18 protein-coding genes are annotated in these 21,375 nt (G+C 41.6%); 8 read left to right on the top strand and 10 right to left on the bottom strand.

The genetic code is table 11. The features are described from left to right. The first annotated feature begins 57 nt into the window (after window positions 1-57). On the top strand, window positions 58-1,419 hold the full coding sequence (locus L3V25_RS12325; protein ID WP_237295703.1) for an L-serine ammonia-lyase: 1,362 nt from the start codon (window positions 58-60) through the stop codon (window positions 1,417-1,419). 163 nt (window positions 1,420-1,582) lie between these two features. Here the strand turns inward: L3V25_RS12325 and L3V25_RS12320 are convergent, their stop codons facing one another. Further along, window positions 1,583-2,146: a hypothetical protein gene (locus L3V25_RS12320; RefSeq protein WP_237295702.1), complete on the bottom strand. Its 564-nt coding sequence runs from the start codon at window positions 2,144-2,146 to the stop codon at window positions 1,583-1,585. A 302-nt stretch (window positions 2,147-2,448) separates the two neighbouring features. Between L3V25_RS12320 and asnS the strand changes: the two genes are divergently transcribed. After that, a complete protein-coding gene (asnS, locus tag L3V25_RS12315) occupies window positions 2,449-3,849 on the top strand; it encodes an asparagine--tRNA ligase (protein WP_237295699.1) in 1,401 nt (466 codons plus the stop codon). 88 nt (window positions 3,850-3,937) lie between these two features. Here the strand turns inward: asnS and L3V25_RS12310 are convergent, their stop codons facing one another. Further along, a complete protein-coding gene (locus tag L3V25_RS12310) occupies window positions 3,938-5,104 on the bottom strand; it encodes an MFS transporter (protein ID WP_237295697.1) in 1,167 nt (388 codons plus the stop codon). Window positions 5,105-5,289: 185 nt separating this feature from the next. Between L3V25_RS12310 and L3V25_RS12305 the strand changes: the two genes are divergently transcribed. Continuing rightward, window positions 5,290-5,940: a protein N-lysine methyltransferase family protein gene (locus L3V25_RS12305; RefSeq protein ID WP_237295695.1), complete on the top strand. Its 651-nt coding sequence runs from the start codon at window positions 5,290-5,292 to the stop codon at window positions 5,938-5,940. Here L3V25_RS12305 and L3V25_RS12300 read toward each other — a convergent pair. The 3 genes from L3V25_RS12300 to L3V25_RS12290 all read right to left on the bottom strand — a co-directional run bounded on the left by L3V25_RS12300 (window position 5,937) and on the right by L3V25_RS12290 (window position 7,475). Further along, window positions 5,937-6,221: an antibiotic biosynthesis monooxygenase gene (locus L3V25_RS12300; RefSeq protein WP_237295694.1), complete on the bottom strand. Its 285-nt coding sequence runs from the start codon at window positions 6,219-6,221 to the stop codon at window positions 5,937-5,939. The two genes, L3V25_RS12305 and L3V25_RS12300, sit on opposite strands and share 4 nt — an antisense overlap. Window positions 6,222-6,235: 14 nt before the next feature. Then, window positions 6,236-6,700 (bottom strand): ASCH domain-containing protein, encoded by a 465-nt coding sequence (locus L3V25_RS12295; protein ID WP_237295974.1) that lies wholly within the window; start codon window positions 6,698-6,700, stop codon window positions 6,236-6,238. A gap of 94 nt (window positions 6,701-6,794) precedes the next feature. After that, a complete protein-coding gene (locus tag L3V25_RS12290; RefSeq protein WP_237295692.1) occupies window positions 6,795-7,475 on the bottom strand; it encodes a YoaK family protein in 681 nt (226 codons plus the stop codon). Window positions 7,476-7,633: 158 nt separating this feature from the next. Between L3V25_RS12290 and L3V25_RS12285 the strand changes: the two genes are divergently transcribed. The 5 genes from L3V25_RS12285 to L3V25_RS12265 all read left to right on the top strand — a co-directional run bounded on the left by L3V25_RS12285 (window position 7,634) and on the right by L3V25_RS12265 (window position 15,331). Further along, window positions 7,634-8,824: an amino acid aminotransferase gene (locus L3V25_RS12285; RefSeq protein ID WP_237295691.1), complete on the top strand. Its 1,191-nt coding sequence runs from the start codon at window positions 7,634-7,636 to the stop codon at window positions 8,822-8,824. A gap of 220 nt (window positions 8,825-9,044) precedes the next feature. Continuing rightward, window positions 9,045-11,198 (top strand): bifunctional TVP38/TMEM64 family protein/FAD-dependent oxidoreductase, encoded by a 2,154-nt coding sequence (locus tag L3V25_RS12280; protein WP_237295688.1) that lies wholly within the window; start codon window positions 9,045-9,047, stop codon window positions 11,196-11,198. A gap of 61 nt (window positions 11,199-11,259) precedes the next feature. Then, window positions 11,260-12,480: a bifunctional alpha/beta hydrolase/OsmC family protein gene (locus tag L3V25_RS12275; protein WP_237295686.1), complete on the top strand. Its 1,221-nt coding sequence runs from the start codon at window positions 11,260-11,262 to the stop codon at window positions 12,478-12,480. A gap of 172 nt (window positions 12,481-12,652) precedes the next feature. Then, on the top strand, window positions 12,653-14,584 hold the full coding sequence (locus tag L3V25_RS12270) for a DUF294 nucleotidyltransferase-like domain-containing protein (RefSeq protein WP_237295685.1): 1,932 nt from the start codon (window positions 12,653-12,655) through the stop codon (window positions 14,582-14,584). A gap of 12 nt (window positions 14,585-14,596) precedes the next feature. Continuing rightward, window positions 14,597-15,331 carry a 3'-5' exonuclease gene (locus tag L3V25_RS12265; protein ID WP_237295684.1) on the top strand — a complete coding sequence of 245 codons (735 nt, stop codon included), beginning with the start codon at window positions 14,597-14,599 and terminating at the stop codon, window positions 15,329-15,331. Between the two features lie 102 nt (window positions 15,332-15,433). Here the strand turns inward: L3V25_RS12265 and L3V25_RS12260 are convergent, their stop codons facing one another. The 5 genes from L3V25_RS12260 to L3V25_RS12240 all read right to left on the bottom strand — a co-directional run bounded on the left by L3V25_RS12260 (window position 15,434) and on the right by L3V25_RS12240 (window position 21,372). Further along, a complete protein-coding gene (locus tag L3V25_RS12260) occupies window positions 15,434-17,026 on the bottom strand; it encodes a BCCT family transporter (protein ID WP_237295682.1) in 1,593 nt (530 codons plus the stop codon). A gap of 266 nt (window positions 17,027-17,292) precedes the next feature. Further along, complete coding sequence (locus L3V25_RS12255) at window positions 17,293-17,925, bottom strand: response regulator transcription factor (RefSeq protein ID WP_237295680.1); 633 nt, start codon at window positions 17,923-17,925, stop codon at window positions 17,293-17,295. A gap of 30 nt (window positions 17,926-17,955) precedes the next feature. Continuing rightward, on the bottom strand, window positions 17,956-19,314 hold the full coding sequence (locus tag L3V25_RS12250; protein ID WP_237295679.1) for a cache domain-containing protein: 1,359 nt from the start codon (window positions 19,312-19,314) through the stop codon (window positions 17,956-17,958). A 196-nt stretch (window positions 19,315-19,510) separates the two neighbouring features. Then, a complete protein-coding gene (locus tag L3V25_RS12245) occupies window positions 19,511-20,812 on the bottom strand; it encodes a TRAP transporter large permease subunit (protein WP_237295677.1) in 1,302 nt (433 codons plus the stop codon). Beyond that, a complete protein-coding gene (locus L3V25_RS12240; protein WP_237295675.1) occupies window positions 20,809-21,372 on the bottom strand; it encodes a TRAP transporter small permease subunit in 564 nt (187 codons plus the stop codon). Before L3V25_RS12240 ends, L3V25_RS12245 begins: the two co-directional genes overlap by 4 nt. Window positions 21,373-21,375 lie beyond the last annotated feature (3 nt).

Here is a 21,375-nt window from a genome sequence, read left to right as displayed (position 1 = left end):
ACAGCAATAGAAAACTTAAAGCCTCTTAATCCTAAGGGGCTTATCAGAGGTAATAACATGATCAGTGTTTTTGATATCTACAAAATTGGTGTTGGCCCATCCAGTTCTCACACGGTTGGTCCTATGAAAGCCGGTAAACAGTTTATCGATGATCTTACAGAGCAAGGTAAGCTGCGTGATATTACAAAAATTACTGTCGATGTTTACGGTTCATTATCACTGACAGGGAAAGGTCACCATACTGATATCGCTATCATTATGGGTCTGGCAGGTAACACGCCAGAACACGTAGATATTGACTCAATCCCGAGCTTCATGGCTCGTGTTGAACAAACAGAACGCTTACCGGTTGGGATGGACAGTCACACTGTTGATTTTCCAAAAGACGGTGGCATGAACTTCCAAAAGACCAACCTTTCATTGCATGAAAATGGCATGACTTTACACGCCTGGATTGGCGATGAAGTGGTTTACACTAAGACTTACTACTCTATCGGTGGTGGTTTTATTGTTGATGAAGAAAACTTTGGTAAAAAAGTCGAATCAAGCTATCAGGTGCCTTACGAGTTTAATACTGCAACTGAGCTTGTTTCTTTGTGTAAAGAACATGGTCTGTCGATCAGTACTTTAGTGATGAAAAACGAAAGTGCTCAATACTCTAAAGAAGAAGTGTGTACCTATTTCGCCAACATTTGGTCAACCATGCGTGAATGTATGGAAAAAGGTATGAGCACTGAAGGTATTTTGCCAGGTCCATTGCGTGTCCCTCGCCGTGCGGCAGCATTGCGTCAGCAGTTAATGACATCATCTAATACTTCTACCGATCCTATGGCGGTAATCGATTGGGTAAATATGTATGCCTTTGCGGTCAATGAAGAAAATGCTGCGGGTGGCCGAGTGGTTACAGCGCCAACCAATGGTGCATGTGGCATTATTCCAGCGGTACTCGCCTATTACGATAAATTCATTCAGCCAGTAACCGAAAAAGACTATATCCGCTACTTCGCCGCTTCTGGCGCAATTGGTGGCTTGTATAAGCAAAACGCTTCTATTTCTGGCGCGGAAGTTGGTTGCCAAGGTGAAGTGGGTGTTGCTTGTTCAATGGCAGCAGCTGGCCTTGCTGAGTTACTAGGTGGTAGCCCAGAGCAAGTGTGTATGGCGGCAGAAATTGGCATGGAACACAATCTTGGCTTAACTTGTGACCCTGTCGCGGGACAAGTACAAGTACCTTGTATCGAGCGTAATGGTATTGCTGCGGTTAAAGCGATTAACTCCACTCGTATGGCACTACGTCGTTCTTCTGAGCCTCGTGTATCTTTAGATAAAGTTATCGAAACCATGCTAGAGACAGGTAAAGATATGAATGCTAAGTACCGTGAGACCTCGCAAGGTGGTTTAGCGGTTAAAGTGATTTGTTGATACTCGGTTAGCGAATCTAGAGCGCTTCGCTTCTCGGAAACTCGAAAGTAAATAAAAAGGTGAGCCAATTATTGGTTCACCTTTTTTAATGCTTTGTCTTCTAGTACTTCGCTTTCTTCTTTATCGAGTAACGAGTAGCAAAGCGGCCGAAAATCGAACTTCGTTATTCTTTCGCTTTAGCCTCATCCACTTGTTTCATTAATTCATCTAGGTTTAAAGAAAACGCATAGCTGACAGGTTGTTCAACGGTAAAGGTACAATCGTGCTGCTTACCTTTTAAATGCATCACCACAGGGGCTTTACTGGCGGCTTTTAATTGTTCAGGGGAAATATTCAAAGCAAAGTTTTCATATACGACTGAATCGGATTTATTTTCTGGCTTATAAAGCTCTAATGGGTAATGTTCACCATTATCATCAAATGCTCTTTCTATGCCGTAAGCGCCTTGAGAAGATTTCAAACGGATATAAAGTTGAGTCTGCTGATTACCACTGGCATAAACAGATGTACGGTAACGATAGCCCAAGCCATCCCATTCCGATTCACATTTAGCCCAATAGGAATCGGTCTGTAAATCCATACTACGAGTTATAGGATCTTGCTTAAACGTCATATGATCATTGACATCTTGTGCAGATTTCACTGAAGTGCGATCTCCACCAATTGTGGAGCAACCCGCTAAAAAACTTGTTGCTAAAATGCTGGTACATAACAGTCGAAAATTCACCACTCCCCCTTAATCACTCTCATTTATAGCCAAATCACTTAGGCTTAATTATCTTCATTGTAGCGCGACTAAAACCGATATAGCTTGTTTTTTTACGCATATTTTTGGCTACTATCAGCTCAATTTAGAACTAAAGCGCTAAAAATAGAAATAATTGCACAATAAAGGTTGATGCCAAACCTGTGTTGGGTAATATGTCGAGTACTTGTAATAATTTTCTATCGCGCTTAATTGATAGTCTATTACACCTAAATGATTAGTTTGCACTGCCCTTTTTTTGCAGTGTTTTAATGGAGAAAAAAATGACTTACGCGCCTGTAACAGACGTACTAAGCGGTAAATTAGCCGTAGACAGTGAAATCACTGTTCGTGGTTGGATCCGTACACGTCGTGATTCCAAAGCCGGAATCTCTTTCCTTGCCATTTATGACGGCTCTTGTTTCGACCCGATTCAGGCCGTGGTCCCAAATGAGTTAAATAATTACAATGATGAAGTCCTAAAACTAACAACAGGTTGTTCTGTTGAAGTAACGGGTAAAATCGTTGAATCTCCAGCGAAAGGTCAAGATTTTGAACTAGCCGCAACGGCAGTAAAAGTGGTTGGTTGGGTTGAAGACGCTGACACTTACCCAATGGCGAAAACTCGTCACTCTATTGAGTACTTACGTGAAGTGGCCCACCTTCGTCCGCGCACTAACGTCATTGGCGCTGTGGCTCGTGTACGTAACTGCTTATCTCAAGCTATTCACCGTTTTTACCATGAGCAAGGTTTCTTCTGGACTTCAGCGCCACTTATCACGGCTTCTGATGCAGAAGGCGCAGGTGAAATGTTCCGCGTCTCTACGCTGGATATGGAAAACCTACCTCGTACTGATAAAGGCAATGTTGATTACAACGAAGATTTCTTCGGTAAAGAAACATTTCTAACGGTTTCTGGCCAATTAAATGCTGAAGCATACGCGTGTGCTTTAAGCAAGGTTTACACATTCGGCCCGACTTTCCGTGCTGAAAACTCAAACACCAGTCGCCACTTAGCGGAATTTTGGATGGTTGAGCCTGAAGTCGCTTTTGCAGATTTAGATGATGTCGCAAAACTGGCTGAAGACATGCTGAAATACGTATTCAAAGCAGTACTTGCTGAGCGTCGCGATGATCTTGAATTCTTTGCGTCACGTATCGATAAAGAAGCCATCACTCGCCTTGAAAAGTTTGTTGAATCTGACTTTGCACAAGTAGACTACACCGATGCTATTCAAATCTTACTAGACTCTGGTCGTGAGTTTGAATTCCCTGTTGAATGGGGTATCGATATGTCTTCTGAGCATGAGCGTTTCCTTGCAGAAGAACACTTCAACGCACCAGTAATCGTTAAGAACTACCCGAAAGACATTAAAGCTTTCTACATGCGTTTAAACGATGACGGTAAAACGGTTGCGGCAATGGACGTACTTGCACCGGGTATTGGTGAAATCATTGGTGGTGCACAGCGTGAAGAGCGTTTAGATGTACTTGATCAACGTATGATTGCAATGAACATCGATCCTGAGCACATGTCTTGGTATCGTGACCTACGTCGTTACGGTACTGTGCCACACGCTGGTTTCGGTCTTGGTTTTGAGCGCCTTGTTTCTTACGTAACCGGTATGGGCAACGTTCGTGACGTGATCCCATTCCCACGTACACCACGTAGCGCAAACTTCTAATCATTAGAATTTTTGCTTATTAAATGAAAGCCTGCTCACTTAAAAATGAGCAGGCTTTTTTATTTCTTTATCTTTCAATTATTTAGATTTAAATAACTCGGTTTCGACCTGCGAACAGCCCTATTGTGCCGGCGATAGTACATAGGATTACGATCATCCAAATCACTTCGTTCCAACCATTATTTAATCCATATAGATAGCCAGCCAACATTGGTCCAATCGCCGCTAATGAATAACCTAAGAATTGAGCCATTCCCGATAGCGAGGTTGCTTGTAACGGATTGCTCGTTCTGAAACTGATAAAAGACAAACCCAAGATGAACCAAGCTCCAGACGCTAGTCCAAGTAAAAATGACCACATATAAGCAAACTGCGGCAGTATCAATAGCCCCACTGACGCGGCGCCAGCAATAAAACAAATTCCAAAGGCTGGAATACGCTGATCTGCAAGCTTTGCTACAAGTGGAATAACGAAAATACCCGGAAGCGCTGTTCCTATTTGAAATACTCCATAAATCACCCCGGCTTCTGCTGAACTATATCCTGCTTGAACTAATAAGCTCGGCAACCAAGCCACCATGGTATAAGTAAAATATGAACCACATCCCAAGTAGAAAGAAACTTGCCACGCCAAAGATTTAGACCATAAGTTGACCGATGTAGAAGCACCATCATTCACCGCATTAGGCTTTTGGTTATTGGCTAATTGCGGTAACCAAACAACCATTGCAATAAAGGTAAGTAGACTCAACGCCGCCAGTGACCATTGCCATCCTAGTTGATGGAAATTAGCCAATGGTATTGAAAATGCCGATGCCAATGCGGAGGCAATCCCCATCGCTAAAACATAACTAGAGGTCATCAATGCAACTTTCATTGGGAAATCTCGTTTCACTACTATAGGGAGCAAGACATTACCAATACTCACTCCGACACCAATTAACCCAGTTCCGATAAACAAACTACTGACACTACCAAGTGAGCGTAAAATCAAACCGATGGCAATAAAAACCAGCGCGAAAAAGATCGTATATTCAACACCAAAACGTTTTGCTAAATAGGCAGAAGGCGGTGCAAATAATGCAAATGCGATAAGAGGTAATGTTGTCAGTAACCCTGCTTGAGTGGCCGATAATTGAAAAGACCCAGATACTAGTTCAATCATTGGGGCAATTCCGGTGACTGGAGCACGTAAATTTGCCGCAATTAACAGCACTCCTACCACTAGCAACATCATTCGATTTTTCGTTGTCATTATTCTTTTCGTCTCTATTGATGATGTCGTCATTTAACCCTCTTTAAGCGTAATAACCATGTGGCCAAGGTATATATAAATTGCCTTTTTGCTTTTATTCTATACTCTTAAAACTTCTTTCCCGTTTTGTCATTTCATCTAGCATGCCTAGTTAGCTGGCTCAGCGCCAATTATTTAGGCTAACCATGACAAAATTACGTTTAAGTTATCAGACCATAGAATTTGGTAAAACTGATATTCACTTGTGTACCCTGCGCAGTAATCAAGAATTTCACGACCCTGATGGTGTGGCGGAGAAACTCGGGATTTCATCGGCTTCTTGGCCAATATTTGGTGTGTTGTGGCCTTCGAGCCTCGTTCTTGCGCACTATATGTTTGATTGTGAAACGGGTAAAAAACGTATTCTAGAAATTGGTTGCGGCATTGGTTTATCAAGTCTTGTATTGAATGCGCAATCGGCTGATATTACTGCCACCGACTACCACCCTGAAGTGCAAACTTTCCTTGATCGTAATACTGAATTAAATGGCGATCGTTTGATTGATTTTGAACGTACCGATTGGGCCGATCTCAGTGATAATCTAGGCTTATTCGATATGATCATTGGCAGTGACCTACTTTATGAAGATAATCATATCAATCTACTGGCAAGCTTTATCAATGCTCATGCCAACCCGCAGTGTGAGGTCATTTTAGTTGATCCGGGCCGTGGCAGAAAAAACAAACTCAGCACCAAAATGATCGAGTTCGGCTTCACTTATACAAATGAAAAACCCGCTCATACTGATTATATTGACGGTGAATTTAAAGGACACATTTTAAAATTCATTCGTTAATTATTTTCATTAGTAATTTGATAATGTCGTTTTGCGTTTTGACTCACTCTTCCCCAGAGTGATGCTTTTACCCTTTGTTGATGAATGTCAAAAGCAGCTTGATCGGTAAATTCTTCATAGACATTAAACCGGCATGGGTTATTAGAGCATTGCTCCACACTAAAAGCCAAACAACCCTCTTCTTGCCAAGTTAACAGACGATGGTTCTCAAGTTCATTGATTATAAGTTCAAGCTCTTTCTCTGGAACAATAATGTATCCCTGTAAAACAACTTTGGGCATTTAATACTCCAGAATTACGGATAAACCTTCTTAAAGCGCTCACATACCAGCATCATATTTTCATCAAATGTGATGCCTTCTTGCTGACACTCTTGTTCAAAAAACGCTTGATGAGCTTTACGCCAATGCGCAAGTGATTTATCGCCCTCACCTTCATCAAAAGCGAATTGTTCAGTCATTTGATTAAACGGAATTTCAAACACTTCTAATGTTTCGATAATGCATTGTGGCTCGCCATCCCAATTCAAAACCACTTGCAAGTGCCCGACTTCCGGCATCGGTTCATTGGCTTTTTCATACCAATATTTCAAGCTACAGGTTGCCGTTTTTTCACCTTGCACAACGAGGTCGGCACAAGTATTGGCATCTTGCTCTGTGGCACAAAAGAAATCGGCACTAAATGAGGTGTAGCGTCGACGTAAATTCTCGTTTAATGAGAAAAGGTAGTGATTAAGATAAGATTTTGCGCGTGGTGTCATTTTCCATTGTTCCATATTCATCCTTGAATATTGGAAGCTTAAACTAGAACCACTCTAGCTGTCATGACGTTATGATGAATGAGGTTGAAAAGTGTTACCGACCACTGAAAAACTGTTCATTTTTATTCTTTTGGCGATAAATTCTATAGATAAAAGAGAGTAGTAAACAACCAACAGCGGGAATGGCTAATGCTGATACATTAATGCGCTGGAATGCCAAATAACCGAGAAAGCCACCACTTAAGAACCCACAGATAATCACACTAAACATAACGAATTTTCGTTTATTAACTTCCTGACCCTTTATTTTGCTGCCCAACATCAATCCGAGGTCAGTAAAAATACCGGTTAAATGTGTAGTACGAATGACCGCGCCGCTGTAAGTGGTTACAAGTGCATTTTGTAAGCCACAAGCCATAGAGGCTAAGCATAAACCCCAACTGATATGTTCGTGGAGTAAGCTAGCTGACATAAGTAGTAGTATTCCTTCCAACAGTAGAACTAGATCATAATGCCGCCCTAGCTTTAAAGACTCTCCAGAAATTAACACTCCCGAGATGGTTGAGCCAATAATAAAGCTACCCACTAAAACGATTAAAAACACTGAGACTATCGGGCGTTCCAGCGCGCTCACACCAATTTGTGTGACACTTCCTGAAAGATGAGAAATGGCTTGATGTTCAAAACCAAGCAAGCCGATGGCGTTCACAAAACCCGCGATTAAGGCTAAGGTAAACGCACCATATTCGACCCACTTCGGTAATTTGGTAAACATAATCATCCCCTCAATAAATGACTGACAAGTGTACGCCTGTTTATACTTGATTAAATGATATGAATCAAACATGTCACCAAGTATGATTTACGGTTGTAACCTATAGCGTATAACGGTATAAATAATCGAATTATTTACTCATTTACATGGACGGAATTATGTTTGAAAAAGTACCTGCTGCACCTGCCGACCCGATTCTTGGTTTAACTGAAGAATTTAAGAATGATTCTCGCGCAACCAAAATCAACTTAGGTGTAGGTATCTACAAGAATGAAGAAGGTCAAACGCCAGTATTAGCCACGGTTAAAAAAGCGGAAGCTGCATTACTTGAATCAGAGAAGACTAAGTCTTACCTAACCATTGAAGGGACTGCCGAATATGGCGTTGCAGTACAAAAACTTCTTTTTGGTGCTGATTCAAAAATTGTAACTGATAAGCTAGCAAAAACAGCTCAAGCCCCAGGTGGTACAGGTGCACTTCGTGTAGCGGGCGAATTTATCAAACGTGAATTAGATGCAGGCAAAATTTGGATCAGTAACCCAACTTGGGCTAACCACGTCGGCGTATTTACTGCTGCTGGTGTAGAAACCGCGCAATACAACTACTACAACGCCGAAACTCACGATAAAGATTTTGATGCAATGCTTGCTAGCCTAGCCGATGCTCAAGCTGGTGATGTTGTATTGCTACACGGTTGCTGTCATAACCCAACAGGTATTGATCCTACTGCTGCTGAGTGGGAACAATTAGCGAAACTGTGTGCCGACAAAGGTCTACTTCCACTATTTGACTTTGCCTACCAAGGTTTTGCCAAAGGTGTTGAAGACGATGCTGCCGGTTTACGTACTTTCGCGCAATACTGTGATGAAATTTTAGTGGCAAGTTCATTCTCTAAAAACTTCGGTTTATACAATGAACGTGTTGGTGCTTTCACACTTGTAGCGGCAACCACTGAAACTGCAACCACTGCATTTTCACAAGTGAAGAAGATCATTCGTTCAATCTACTCAAACCCACCCGCTCACGGCGCAGCAGTTGTTACGCACATCTTAAATGATGAAGCGTTACGTACTGAATGGGAAAAAGAAGTCGCAGAAATGCGTGACCGTATTCAAGAAATGCGTACCCTTTTTGTTCAAACGTTAAAAGATGAAGGCGTAACACAAGACTTCAGCTTTATCGAAGCTCAAAATGGCATGTTCTCTTTCTCTGGTTTAAGCAAAGAACAAGTTGCTCGCCTGAAAGACGAATTTGCGATTTACATTGTCGGCTCTGGCCGTATCAGCGTAGCGGGCATGACAAAATCAAACATGGGCCCACTATGTAAAGGTATTGCGGCGGTTTTATAAGCCTCTCTTTAATGCTCATTTTCAAAGGTCAGCGTCTTCTGCTGGCCTTTTTTGCGCCTATAATTAAAGATTAAACAAGAACCTATCTATCACTTTTAAACACAAATCCACATTAATAGAATTATTAAATGTGAAATATTTTAAATCTTTAGCCTGTCTCTTAGTTTATTCCTATCGATGTACTACCATCGAACCACATCAGCACCATATGGATATAAATATGCTAAAAAAACTATTACTACTCGCGAGTGCAATCATTCTTATTGGCTTGTTTTTCACTTTCGATTTACAGCATATTTTGACCTTAGATGGGTTAAAAGCTCGCATGGATGATTTTAGCAACTGGCAACAGCGTTCCCCTGTTTTGGTTGCTGCGAGCTTTTTTGTCATTTATATCCTGATTACCGCATTATCACTTCCTGGAGCTGCTATTCTGACTCTCGCCGCAGGTGGCTTGTTTGGCTTAACCACTGGATTATTTATTGTCTCATTTGCTTCAACGATTGGCGCAACACTGGCATTTCTGGTGTCCCGCTATTTACTACGCGACACCATTGAAAAGAAATTTTCAGCTCGCTTAAAACCAATTAATCAAGGCATTGAGCGTGACGGTGCTTTTTATCTTTTCACCCTGCGCCTTGTGCCTATTTTCCCATTTTTCTTAATCAATTTATTGATGGGTCTAACCAAAATCAAAACCCTGACTTTTTATCTCGTCAGCCAAATAGGCATGCTTGCGGGTACAGTAGTGTATGTGAATGCGGGTACTCAATTAGCTCAAATAGACAGTTTAAAAGGCATTCTGTCCTTTGATCTTATTGTTTCATTTGCCCTACTCGGGATCTTTCCATTCATTGCGAAATCGATTATTGCCGCCATTCAGAAAAGACGTGTTTATGCGAAATGGAATAAGCCCAACAAGTTTGATCGCAACATGGTTGTCATTGGTGGCGGCGCAGCAGGACTGGTTAGTAGTTATATCGCCGCGACAGTACGAGCGAAAGTCACTTTGATAGAAACCCACAAAATGGGCGGTGATTGCTTAAATTACGGTTGTGTACCCAGCAAAGCGCTCATCAAAAGTGCAAAAGTTGCCGAGCAATTCAGGCACGCGGAAAATTACGGTTTAGATAATCACGCTCCCACTTTTTCATTTAAAAAGGTGATGCAACGTGTCCATGACGTTATCGCCCAAGTTGAGCCACATGACAGCATTGAACGCTATACCGGCTTGGGCGTTGAAGTTAAACAAGGTTACGCCAAAATCATCGACCCATGGACGGTAGAAATTACTCTGCAAGATGGTTCAATAGAAAAGCTGACTACTCGAAATATTGTGATTGCCACTGGTGCTAGACCATTTGTACCGCCATTACCAGGCTTAGAAGAAGTTGGGTATGTCACTAGCGATACCTTATGGGAAACCTTTGTCGAACTCGATGCTCCGCCAAAGCGACTGGTCGTATTAGGTGGCGGGCCTATTGGTTGTGAACTATCACAAAGCTTTGCACGTCTAGGCTCTAAGGTTATTCAAATTGAAATGGCCGATAGAATTATGCTGCGCGAAGATTTAGAGGTCTCCGAACTGGCACATCAAGAGCTAACCCAAAGTGACGTACAAATTCTTACCGGTCACAAGGCTTTAAGATGTGAAAAACACGATAATCAAAAAATCATCGTAGTCGAGCATCAAGGCTCTGAAATTGAAATCGAATTTGATCAACTACTTTGCGCGGTCGGACGCTCTGCTCGCCTTGAAGGATATGGTTTGGAAGATCTAGGGATAGAAACGAATCGTACCGTGCAAACCAATGATTATTTAGAGACCTTGTACCCTAATATTTTTGCTGCTGGTGATATTGTCGGCCCTTACCAATTTACCCATGTTGCAGCACACCAAGCATGGTATGCCGCGGTTAACGCCCTATTTGGTAATCTCAAAAAATTCAAAGTTGACTACCGTGTGATCCCTTGGACAACATTTATTGATCCCGAAATTGCTCGTGTTGGCCTTAATGAAACCGAAGCTCAACAACAAGGCATTGATTACGAAGTCACTCGCTTTGAATTTGAAGAATTAGACCGAGCCATCGCAGAAAGCAACACCAAAGGTTTTATCAAAGTCATCACCCCTAAAGGCAAAGACACTATTTTAGGCGTTACTATCGTTGCTCAACAAGCGGGCGACTTAATTGCTGAATTTGTGTTAGCAATGAAACACGGACTTGGGCTGAATAAAATACTCGGCACTATTCATGCCTATCCTACTTGGGCTGAAGGTAATAAATACGCAGCAGGCGAATGGAAAAAAGCGCATGCTCCACGAACTATTTTGAATTGGTTAGAAAAATATCACACGTGGCGCAGAGGCTAGCATCGCGGTTGACGTTTAAAAGAAACTGTAATTTCAACAGAAGTATTTGAAAGGAAGGATTATGTCAGTACAAAAGAAAAAACTTACCTTTACCAATCACGACGGCATTGAGCTTGCTGGACTATTAGAATTACCGGAACAACCCATTGCTTTTGCATTATTTGCTCATTGCTTTACTTGCACCAAAGATATTGTGTCTGCGTCTAGAATCGCCAAAGGGTTAGCTGATAAGGGGATAGCAGTACTACGCTTTGACTTTACTGGATTAGGTAATAGTGATGGTGACTTTTCGAACTCGAATTTTTCCGCCAATCTTGACGATTTGCACTCCGCCGCTAACTACCTTCGGGAACATTATCAAGCGCCAGACTTTCTCATTGGTCACAGCTTAGGAGGAACAGCCGTTTTAGCGGCGGCTGAAAACATCCCAGAAACAAAAGCGATTGTCACTATCGGTGCACCGGCTGAACCAAGTCATGTATTAAAGCAATTTACCGATAACATTGACGAGATTGTTGCTAAAGGTAGTAAGCAAGTTGATCTGGCGGGACGCCCTTTTACCATCAAAAAACAATTTATTGATGATCTACAGTCATATACCTTAGCTGAACGTATTAATAACTTGAAAAAACCATTACTAATCTTTCACTCACCACTCGATACAACCGTATCTATTAATCAAGCTAAGATCATTTACAATGCCGCAAAGCATCCTAAAAGTTTTATCAGTTTAGATAAAGCCGACCACTTACTCACAAGTAAGCACGATGCAGAATATGTAGCAACAACCATTCAAGCGTGGGTACAGCGCTATCTCAGCATCAATAACAAAATTAATTCATCAGAAAAACCCGTTCCGTCAGGTCAGGTAGTTGTCGAAGAAAAGAATCATGCCTTTTTACGTAATATCATTACCGAATCTCATCAATTCCCATCAGATGAGCCAGTTCGTGTCGGTGGCAGTAATTTAGGCCCAACCCCATATGACCTATTACTAGCGTCATTAGGCTCTTGTACTTCAATGACATTGCGTATGTACGCCAACCAAAAGAAATTGAATGTCACCAAAATAGACATCCAGCTTCGCCATGACCGAATTCATAACGAAGATTGCCAAAATTGTATAGATGGTAAGTTTGTTCAGGATGTTATTTACCGCGAGCTTACGATTGAAGGTGATTTGACCGAACAGCAAAGGCAAAGAATGCTTGAAATAGCTGATCGCTGCCCGGTTCACCGCACCCTACACAACGAGATCGATATTCAAACAAAACTCGTTTAGAAATACACCTCCAAACTATCAATAAAGAGGCTGCCATACGTTAGCCTCTTTCATCATCCTTGACTATTTTTATCAATTTAGACCAACTAAAAAAGATAATATGATTAATGCTTTAGTTCATAAGCGTAATTGCCTATAGTTACTACAAATTCATAATGTAGTAGTGGTTCTTATGGAAGCCGAATTACAAGAAATTCAAAACTTTCTCGCTCAATTTCCCCCTTTTGATTCCCTACCGGAAGAAAAGCTCGCTTACGTAGCAAACAATACCGAAATTGCTTATTACCGAGAAAATACCCCTATCATCAAATTTGGCGACCATATTAAAGATTTATATATGGTTCGCTCTGGCGTAGTTGAAATTTATCGCCGTAAGGGTGAGCTTTATAACCGTTTAGACGAAGGTGACATCTTCGGGCAAATGGGATTATTGATGAACGGTAAAGTTCGTCTGCCTGCTACCGCCACCGCTGATTCTCTGATCTATTGCATTCCGGTTGAAGTTTTCAATGAGCTATATGAAACCGAAGATACGTTCGCTGACTTCGTTGAAATTGAAAACCATGCACGATTACGTCAGGCACTTTCAGATAATAAGAATGCCAACGACTTAACTACATCTAAAGTGAAAACCTTATTAACCCGTGAAGCCTTTAGTTTAGATAGACATCAGACGATTCAGGCGGCAGCAAAACTAATGGCTGATGAAAATATTTCAGCGCTATTAATCACGGATGACTCCATTAATATTGACGAAGAAAATGATAACCAAGTGATTGGTATTATTACTGACCGCGATTTATGTACACGCGTACTGGCTGAAGGATTAGACCCAAGTACAGAAGTCAGTGAAGTGATGTCGCATGAACTGATTTCTCTTGATCACAACGCCTACATTTATGAAGCCATGCTATTAATGTTACGCTGTAACGTACATCACCTACCTATTCTTAAAAATAAACAGCCAATTGGTATTGTTGAAGTGGCGGATATCATTCGTTACGAATCACAAAACAGCCTACTACTGGTTAATCAAATATATCAGCAGCAAAACATTGATGATTTAGTTTCCATTTCTGAGCAAGTGAAAGATTGCTTTGTTCGCTTGGTACATGAAGATGCTAACTCACACATGGTAGGTAGTGCGATGGCGGTAATTGGCCGCAGCTTTAAACAGCGTATTTTGGAATTAGCCGAAGAAGAATATGGCGAGCCACCGATTCCCTACTGCTTCCTTGCATTAGGCTCGATGGCTAGAGATGAGCAGTTGATTGTGACTGACCAAGACAACGCGATCATTTTAGACAATAGCTATGATGAAGCGCTACACGGTGAATACTTTGCCAAGTTGTCTGAGTTCGTCTGCCAAGCTCTGGCTCGCTGTGGTTATCACCTATGTACTGGTGACATCATGGCAACTAACCCAATGTGGCGCATGACACGTACTGAATGGGAAGAATGTTTTGCCGACTGGATTGATAACCCGAATCCTAAAGCCTTACTAAACAGCTCTATCTTCTTTGATTTAGATGGCGTTTATGGCCGAGTAAAATGGGCAGAAAGCTTAAATGGCTTTATTGTTCGTCGAGCACGCAGAAATAATAAATTCTTAGCGTGTCTTGCACGTAATGCGATTAATCGAACGCCACCACTAGGCTTTTTCAAAGGCTTTGTAATGGAAAAAGATGGCCGTCATAACAACTCGATCAACCTGAAACGCCGTGGTACTGCTCCGCTTGCGGATCTTATTCGTGTTCATGCGCTGGCCGTAGGTTCTCGTGCGCAAAATTCATTTGAACGTTTAGATGACATCATTGAAGCCGGTATTTTACCTAAAGGTCGTGCTGAAGATATTCAAGATGCGATGGAGTACATCTCGATGGTGCGCATACGTCACCAAGCATTAGATGTTGAAAATGAAATCGAGCCGGACAACAACATTGAGCCGGACAATATGTCTGATTTTGAAAGACGTAACCTGAAAGATGCTTTCCAAATATTAAGTAATGCTCAGAACTTCTTAAAATATCGCTATCACGGTAATTCCTTTAAGAATGCCCCACCACCAGCGAAAAAGACGGAACCAATTCGTCGTAAGCGCTAATTTGGAGTGGATATGAAAAAGAAGACTGACAACAAGCTGGCCTATTTGGAGCCTAAGTTAACCTGGCAGCAGCACTTTGAGCAGCAAGTTAACTCTGTAAAAGATTCACGCTTAAAACACTTTTATCAAAGCGGCGTCATCGATCCTGAAACGCCACTATCAGAAGTAGAATTCGTCGCATTAGATTTTGAAACAACCGGTTTAGATATCGATAAAGACGGTATTATTAGCATAGGGTTAATTCCGTTTACCCTGCAAAGGATCTACTGTAAACAAAGTAAACACTGGCTCGTAAAACCGCGTAAACCACTTAATGAAGATTCTGTGGTTATCCATGGTATTACTCATAGTGATTTATCTGATGCACCGGATCTAAGACGTATCTTGGATGAGGTTTTGGATTCGCTGGCTGGAAAGGTCGTAGTCGTTCATTATCAATACATTGAGCGCCAATTCTTTCACCGGGCATTAATGGAGCGGATCAACGAAGGTATTCTGTTTCCTATGGTGGATACTTTAGCCATTGAATCTGAAGTGCAGAAGCAAGCAGTCAGTGGTTGGTGGGATAAACTGCGTGGCAAGAAGCCTGCGTCAGTACGTTTAGGTACCAGTCGTAGTCGTTATAACCTACCAGCCTATCAGCCTCACCATGCGCTCGTTGACGCTATTGCAACTGCTGAACTACTACAGGCGCAGATTTATCACCATTACAGCCCTGAGACTCCAATTAAGGCCTTGTGGGTGTAATACACCTCTACCTCAACGTATTGTCTGCATAGCAAAAAGTGGCACATACAAAAAAGGTTGGCGCGATGCCAACCTTTTTAATATCTAATATTTAGTTAGATGCTATTTCTTAACTGCCTTTACCGGTTTCGGTTCAGTTCGCATACCTAGTACTAGGCTAATACACATAATGATTAGCACGAATACAAATGGTAATGCTGTCGAGATTGCTGCCGCTTGCAGTGCACCAATGGCATTTGAGCCACCAACCCACAATAGCGCCATCGCAACCGCACCTTCAATGAAAGCCCAGAACATACGCTGAGGAACAGGCGCATCAACTTTACCACCAGCGGTAATACTGTCGATAACCAAAGAACCTGAATCTGAAGAACTGATAAAGAATACCAGTACTAAACAAACTGCAAGCATTGAGATAATTTGGCTAAATGGCAGTGCATCAAACATTTCAAACATTGCCATTGTGGCGTCGTTGAAGCCTTGCTCACCTAGCATACCGACTTTATTAATCAGTTGATCAATACCAATACCACCGAAAGTACCCATCCAAACAACCGTAATAATTGTTGGGATCAGTAGAACCGCGGTTAAGAACTCACGAACGGTACGACCACGAGAAACACGTGCAATAAACATACCTACGAATGGTGACCATGACATCCACCACGCCCAGTAGAATACAGTCCAACCGTGCATCCAATCTTCATCAGGACGATTGAATGGGTTTGATAGTGGAATGATGTTTTCTACGTAGCTCATGAAGGTTTCTGGAATAGTATGAGAAACAATTGAGAAGCTCACACCACCAACAAACACAAGTAGAATAAAGGCAGCAACCATGTTGATGTTACTAACTAGCTTTACACCACCATCGATACCACGATATACCGAAATACCCGCAAGTACAGTTACCACTGCGATCACGATAAGCTGTAACCCGACACCGGAGTCAATACCAAAAATGTGCCCGATACCACTGGCTGCTTGTTGAGCACCAAACCCTAATGAGGTTGCGAGGCCAAACAAAGTCGCCAATACCGCGATAATATCGATGATATGACCAGCCCACCCCCAAGCTCGGTCACCTAAAATAGGATAAAAAACCGAACGAATAGAAAGTGGTAATCCTTTGTTATAAGTAAAGAATGCTAGTGACAATGCCACTACTGCATAAATCGCCCAAGGGTGTAAGCCCCAGTGATACATTGTTGCACCTAACGCTAAACGTTGTGCTTCAGGCGTATTCGCTGCAACATTTAATGGAGTACCGTACCAATCGGTAAAGTAAGCGGCAGGTTCCGCAACACTCCAGAACATCAAGCCGATACCCATACCCGCAGCAAATAGCATTGCTAACCACGATAAGTATGAGTGCTCTGCTTTTGCATCATCGCCACCTAAACGAATTTTACCGTATGGTGAGACGATCATGCCTAAGCAGAACAGTACAAAAAAGTTACCCGCTAGAATAAATAACGAATCAAAATTATTAATAATTGAGTTCTTAACACCATCCAATGCCGATTTAGCCGTTACTGGATCGGTCACTAACACAGCAATAATAAAAAGAATGGTCAGCCCAGCGCTGGTGGTAAATACGGCGTTATGGACATCAAACCCCCACTTTTGAACATTATCTTGTCCAATCGTATAGTCGGTGCTGTCTATACTGTATTTATCTATACCCTTAGTCATAAAACCTCGTCCATCTGTGACAATATTGTGCTTAGTAACGCATTAAATAGTTTGCTCACTAAACAATAAAACACTAAGCACACAAAATTGATAAGGCTAGATCCTAACCTTGATCGAAAAAATATCCACTAAAACCCGATAAAACCTAACTTAACTGGTTAGTTATTGTACTTGAAAGGTGGTTTGATAACAGTTTTACTACATATATCAACATCACAGTGACAACTGTTTTTTGTTTCGCCCACTAAACAATGACACTAACGAGCTTATAACAAACCATGCTCAACAGCGTATTTAGTCAGTTCTGCTATCGAATTTAAATCTAGTTTGTGCTTGATGTTTTGTCTATGTGTTTCAACGGTTCTATCACTAATATTCAAGGCCTTGGCTATTTTCTTACTACTTTCTCCTTGAGCAACCAGTGCTAAGATAGTTTCTTCTCGTCGACTTAATGGATTCACCTGACCTTCTGTCATTGATGGCTTTGGCGTAAATAAAGTATGCGTGACCGATTCACAAAAATAGGTCGAACCTTGGTGAACCGTTTTAATGGCTTGAATGAGTTTATCGGAAGAAATATCTTTTAATACGTACCCCATCGCTCCCGATTGCATCACTTTCATAATGTATTCTCGATTATCGTGCATTGTCAGCATTAAAACTTTCACATTAGGAAAGAGCTGATTAATTTGTTCTGCCGCTTCTAGCCCATTCATAATCGGCATACTGACATCCAAAAGTACAACTTCGGGATGATGTTGCTTCACGTTTTGTATCGCTTCAATTCCATTACTTGCAGTCGCAACAACATCAATATCATGCTCAAGCTCTAGCCGAGCAACGAAACCATCCAATACGACTTGGTGATCATCGACAATCATGACTTTAATGCTGCCCATATTTATCTCTCCATCCCAGTAGAATAATTTTTATTTCTTTATTTCAATTAATGCCGTTATTTCTGTGCCAGCACCTCTTTCACTACTCAGCTCAAATTCCCCACCTAAAAACTCAACTCTCTCACGCATATTTCTGAGCCCTATTCCTTTTTTCTTGCTCACTTCAGTTAATTGGAATCCCACGCCATCATCTCGAACAATACATTGAATCAAGTTTTTAAATTGCTGTATCCGAATCTCTACATGACTGGCAAAAGCGTGCTTCTCAATATTGGTGAGGGATTCTTGGACAATACGATAAATCGTCGTACTAATTTCACTATTGATCTGAGCATCATTTAATTGAATATCACGGCGCACGGATAATTGGGAGTGATCAGAAAAATCATCTAGCAGAGTATTTAATGCCGCTTCTAAGCCAAGATCATCTAGCGCACTAGGCCGCAAGTTATGAGAAATCCTGCGAACTTCTAGAATTGCGGTTTGTAAGGAAACATCAGATTTGGAAATAAGCGTTAATACATCGCTACTTACGCCTGAACTTTGCAACACCTTGTGCGACAACACTTCCAAGTGACATTTGCTCGAAACCAATAACTGATTGATGCCATCATGTAATTCTCGAGCAAGATGCTTTTTTTCATCCTCTTGAAATAGCACCGTTTTATTGACCAATTCACGCAAGCTTTTATCGGCTAACTTATGCTCATGGAAATTGATGGCGAGGGTTAAAACGATAATCACTAGAATGGTGACAGACAGTAGCGCCACAACCGAGAAAAAGGTTGTTTCAATATTTTGATTAATGCTTTCCGTGATTTGCGCCATTTGCTTTTCAATGTCATCGATATACAACCCCGTACCGACCATCCATTGCCACTTATCCAACCAAGCGGCATAACTCAACTTCTCTTCCATTTTGCCAGAACTAGGCTGCTGCCATAAATACTGATGAAAACCACCACCGGTTTTGGCTTCAAATATCAAAGCTTGGATCAGGTAATTACCATTATTATCCTGCAAGTTAATTAAGTTCTTCCCAATTAACTCAGGTTGAGTCGGATGAACGAGATTGACGCCATCTTTATCGTAAACAAAGAAGTAACCATCATCGCCATAGCGTAAGTTAGTTAATATCTTTTTGACTTGTTGCTTAGCTTGCTGATCTTCTGCATCAGCTTTGTTATACACATGACTAATCGCCGCCATCGCAAGCTGTAAATTATCCTCTAAAGCATTTTCACGTGACTCTAATAACTCTGCACGAAAGGTATCGATTTCCTTCTGCCCTAGCGCTTTCGTTTGATGCACAAAAATCCAGCTAACACTGGCCGTGACACATAGTAGAGGGATTAAGGTAAGTAGAAATAGCTTGGCTTTTAACGGCATTCCTTTGCCTATTCAAAATAATTCAAACTATCTTGATACTAGCAAGAAAATCAGCAACTAAAATTTTGATAAAAAGAAACCCCGCGATTGCTCACAAAACAATACACGGGGTTAATTTTTAATGGTGCTATTTAGCCTCAATATTAAGCGCTAAAGTAATTAACTTTCGCAATATCTTTAAGGTCAACTGAGATTGTTAGTACTCATAAAAAGCACTCATGCCATATAACTCAGGTACTAATAACAATGAAACCAGCACCGCTATTTGGATTAAAATAAATGGCATCACACCTCGGTATATATCTCCGGTAGTAATGCCGTTAGGCGCAACCCCTTTAAGATAAAATAAGCTAAAACCAAATGGCGGCGTTAAAAACGAGGTTTGCAAATTCATTGCGATCAAAATACCAAACCACATCATATTTATACCCATCAATTCAGCGACGGGAGCAAGAATTGGCACGATAATGAAGCAGATTTCAATAAAGTCGATAAAGAAACCTAAGATTAATATCACTAACATAGTGACGATTAAAAAGCCCCATTTCTCGCCCGGTAAAGACGTCATCCACTCTTCGACTAAGTAATCGCCGCCGGTGTAAACAAATGCCATAGAGAATGCTGTCGCACCCAATAAAATAGCAAACACCATTGCGGTGACTTTGACGGTCTCTTTCGCGCTTTCATACACCATTTTCCAACTAAACTGGCGATATAACAAAGCTAAGACTAGTGAACCTGCGCCCCCTAAAGCAGCCGATTCCGTTGGTGTGGCAATACCGGCGAAAATAGAACCTAACACCACGATAATCAACGCCAATGGAGGAATGACCGCAATCAAGGCTTTTTTAATTTCTTGCTTACGCGACACATCATCTTCGCGCACCATACATTGAGCTTGTTCAGGATTAAGCTTGGCGTAGATCAGAATATAAATAACATACGCTGCCACTAAAACTAGCCCCGGCCAAATTGCGGCATGGAAAAGATCGCCTACCGGTACACCCAGTACATCACCTAACAGAATTAAAACAATCGACGGTGGAATAATTTGGCCAAGCGTTCCTGAAGCACAAATGGTGCCGCAAGCGAGTCCTTTGTTATAGTTGTACTTCATCATTACAGGTAATGAAATCAAGCCCATCGCCACTACAGAAGCCCCGACTACGCCTGTTGATGCCGCCAATAAAACCCCAACTAACACGGTTGAAATTGCGATACCACCTCGGACACCACCGAACAGTTTGGCCATCGACTCTAAAAGCTGCTCTGCTAATTTGGTTTTCTGCAGCACTAACCCCATAAAAACAAACAAAGGGACGGCCATTAAAACCGTGTTTTGCATAATTGACTGGATTCGGTAAGGCATGAAGGCAAACATTTCTGGCCCTTCAGCCCATAAGCCAAAGATAAGCGCAATGCCACCAAAGGTGAAAGCAACTGGAAAACCAATCAATAGCGCGAAGAGCGCCACAATAAACATCACAATACCGATCATGATAAACCTCCTTGTGCATCCAAGCTTTCAGTATCCTTGCCTAACTGGGGATGCATCGGATTCATCATTCGGTTGATGGCATTTAAAATCATACCGAGACCGGTAATTGCCATGAAGAAGAATGAAAGGGAAATAACGGATTTAATGATCCAGCGATAAGGCAGGCCTCCCGGATCACCAGAAGTTTCCCCTAACGCATAAGATTCTTTAGCATAATCAATACCAAACCATGCCACTAATAAACAGAACGGTAATAAAAAAAACACACCACCTAGAACATCAATAACAGCTTGTGCTCTAACCGTTAGTCTTTCATAAATAATATCGACTCGAACATGACCATTCGTTCGAATCGCATAAGGTACGCCCAGTAAAAACACCACCGAGAATAGGTGCCATTCCATTTCCTGCATACCGATAGAAACATCATTAAACGCATAACGCATGGCAACGTCATACACTACATTCAACATCAGTAATATAAACAATATGCTAGTAAACCAGCCTAAAGCGTCCCCTATTCGGTTGATGCCCTTTTCTGCAGAAATTAATAATTTCATTAC

The organism is Vibrio sp. CK2-1, from assembly GCF_021726515.1.
Classification (GTDB): Bacteria; Pseudomonadota; Gammaproteobacteria; order Enterobacterales; family Vibrionaceae; genus Vibrio.
Note: the sequence above shows the minus strand (reverse complement) of the source record. Positions and strands in the feature narration are given on the sequence as shown.

Bases quoted from the DNA above. Each gene is read 5' to 3' on its own strand.
- L3V25_RS12325 (WP_237295703.1), top strand. From the start codon at position 58: ATGATCAGTGTTTTTGATATCTACAAAATTGGTGTTGGCCCATCCAGT.
- asnS (WP_237295699.1), top strand. From the start codon at position 2,449: ATGACTTACGCGCCTGTAACAGACGTACTAAGCGGTAAATTAGCCGTA.
- L3V25_RS12310 (WP_237295697.1), bottom strand. From the start codon at position 5,104: ATGACAACGAAAAATCGAATGATGTTGCTAGTGGTAGGAGTGCTGTTA.
- L3V25_RS12305 (WP_237295695.1), top strand. From the start codon at position 5,290: ATGACAAAATTACGTTTAAGTTATCAGACCATAGAATTTGGTAAAACT.
- L3V25_RS12300 (WP_237295694.1), bottom strand. From the start codon at position 6,221: ATGCCCAAAGTTGTTTTACAGGGATACATTATTGTTCCAGAGAAAGAG.
- L3V25_RS12295 (WP_237295974.1), bottom strand. From the start codon at position 6,700: ATGACACCACGCGCAAAATCTTATCTTAATCACTACCTTTTCTCATTA.
- L3V25_RS12290 (WP_237295692.1), bottom strand. From the start codon at position 7,475: ATGTTTACCAAATTACCGAAGTGGGTCGAATATGGTGCGTTTACCTTA.
- L3V25_RS12285 (WP_237295691.1), top strand. From the start codon at position 7,634: ATGTTTGAAAAAGTACCTGCTGCACCTGCCGACCCGATTCTTGGTTTA.
- L3V25_RS12280 (WP_237295688.1), top strand. From the start codon at position 9,045: ATGCTAAAAAAACTATTACTACTCGCGAGTGCAATCATTCTTATTGGC.
- L3V25_RS12275 (WP_237295686.1), top strand. From the start codon at position 11,260: ATGTCAGTACAAAAGAAAAAACTTACCTTTACCAATCACGACGGCATT.
- L3V25_RS12270 (WP_237295685.1), top strand. From the start codon at position 12,653: ATGGAAGCCGAATTACAAGAAATTCAAAACTTTCTCGCTCAATTTCCC.
- L3V25_RS12265 (WP_237295684.1), top strand. From the start codon at position 14,597: ATGAAAAAGAAGACTGACAACAAGCTGGCCTATTTGGAGCCTAAGTTA.
- L3V25_RS12260 (WP_237295682.1), bottom strand. From the start codon at position 17,026: ATGACTAAGGGTATAGATAAATACAGTATAGACAGCACCGACTATACG.
- L3V25_RS12255 (WP_237295680.1), bottom strand. From the start codon at position 17,925: ATGGGCAGCATTAAAGTCATGATTGTCGATGATCACCAAGTCGTATTG.
- L3V25_RS12250 (WP_237295679.1), bottom strand. From the start codon at position 19,314: ATGCCGTTAAAAGCCAAGCTATTTCTACTTACCTTAATCCCTCTACTA.
- L3V25_RS12245 (WP_237295677.1), bottom strand. From the start codon at position 20,812: ATGATCGGTATTGTGATGTTTATTGTGGCGCTCTTCGCGCTATTGATT.
- L3V25_RS12240 (WP_237295675.1), bottom strand. From the start codon at position 21,372: ATGAAATTATTAATTTCTGCAGAAAAGGGCATCAACCGAATAGGGGAC.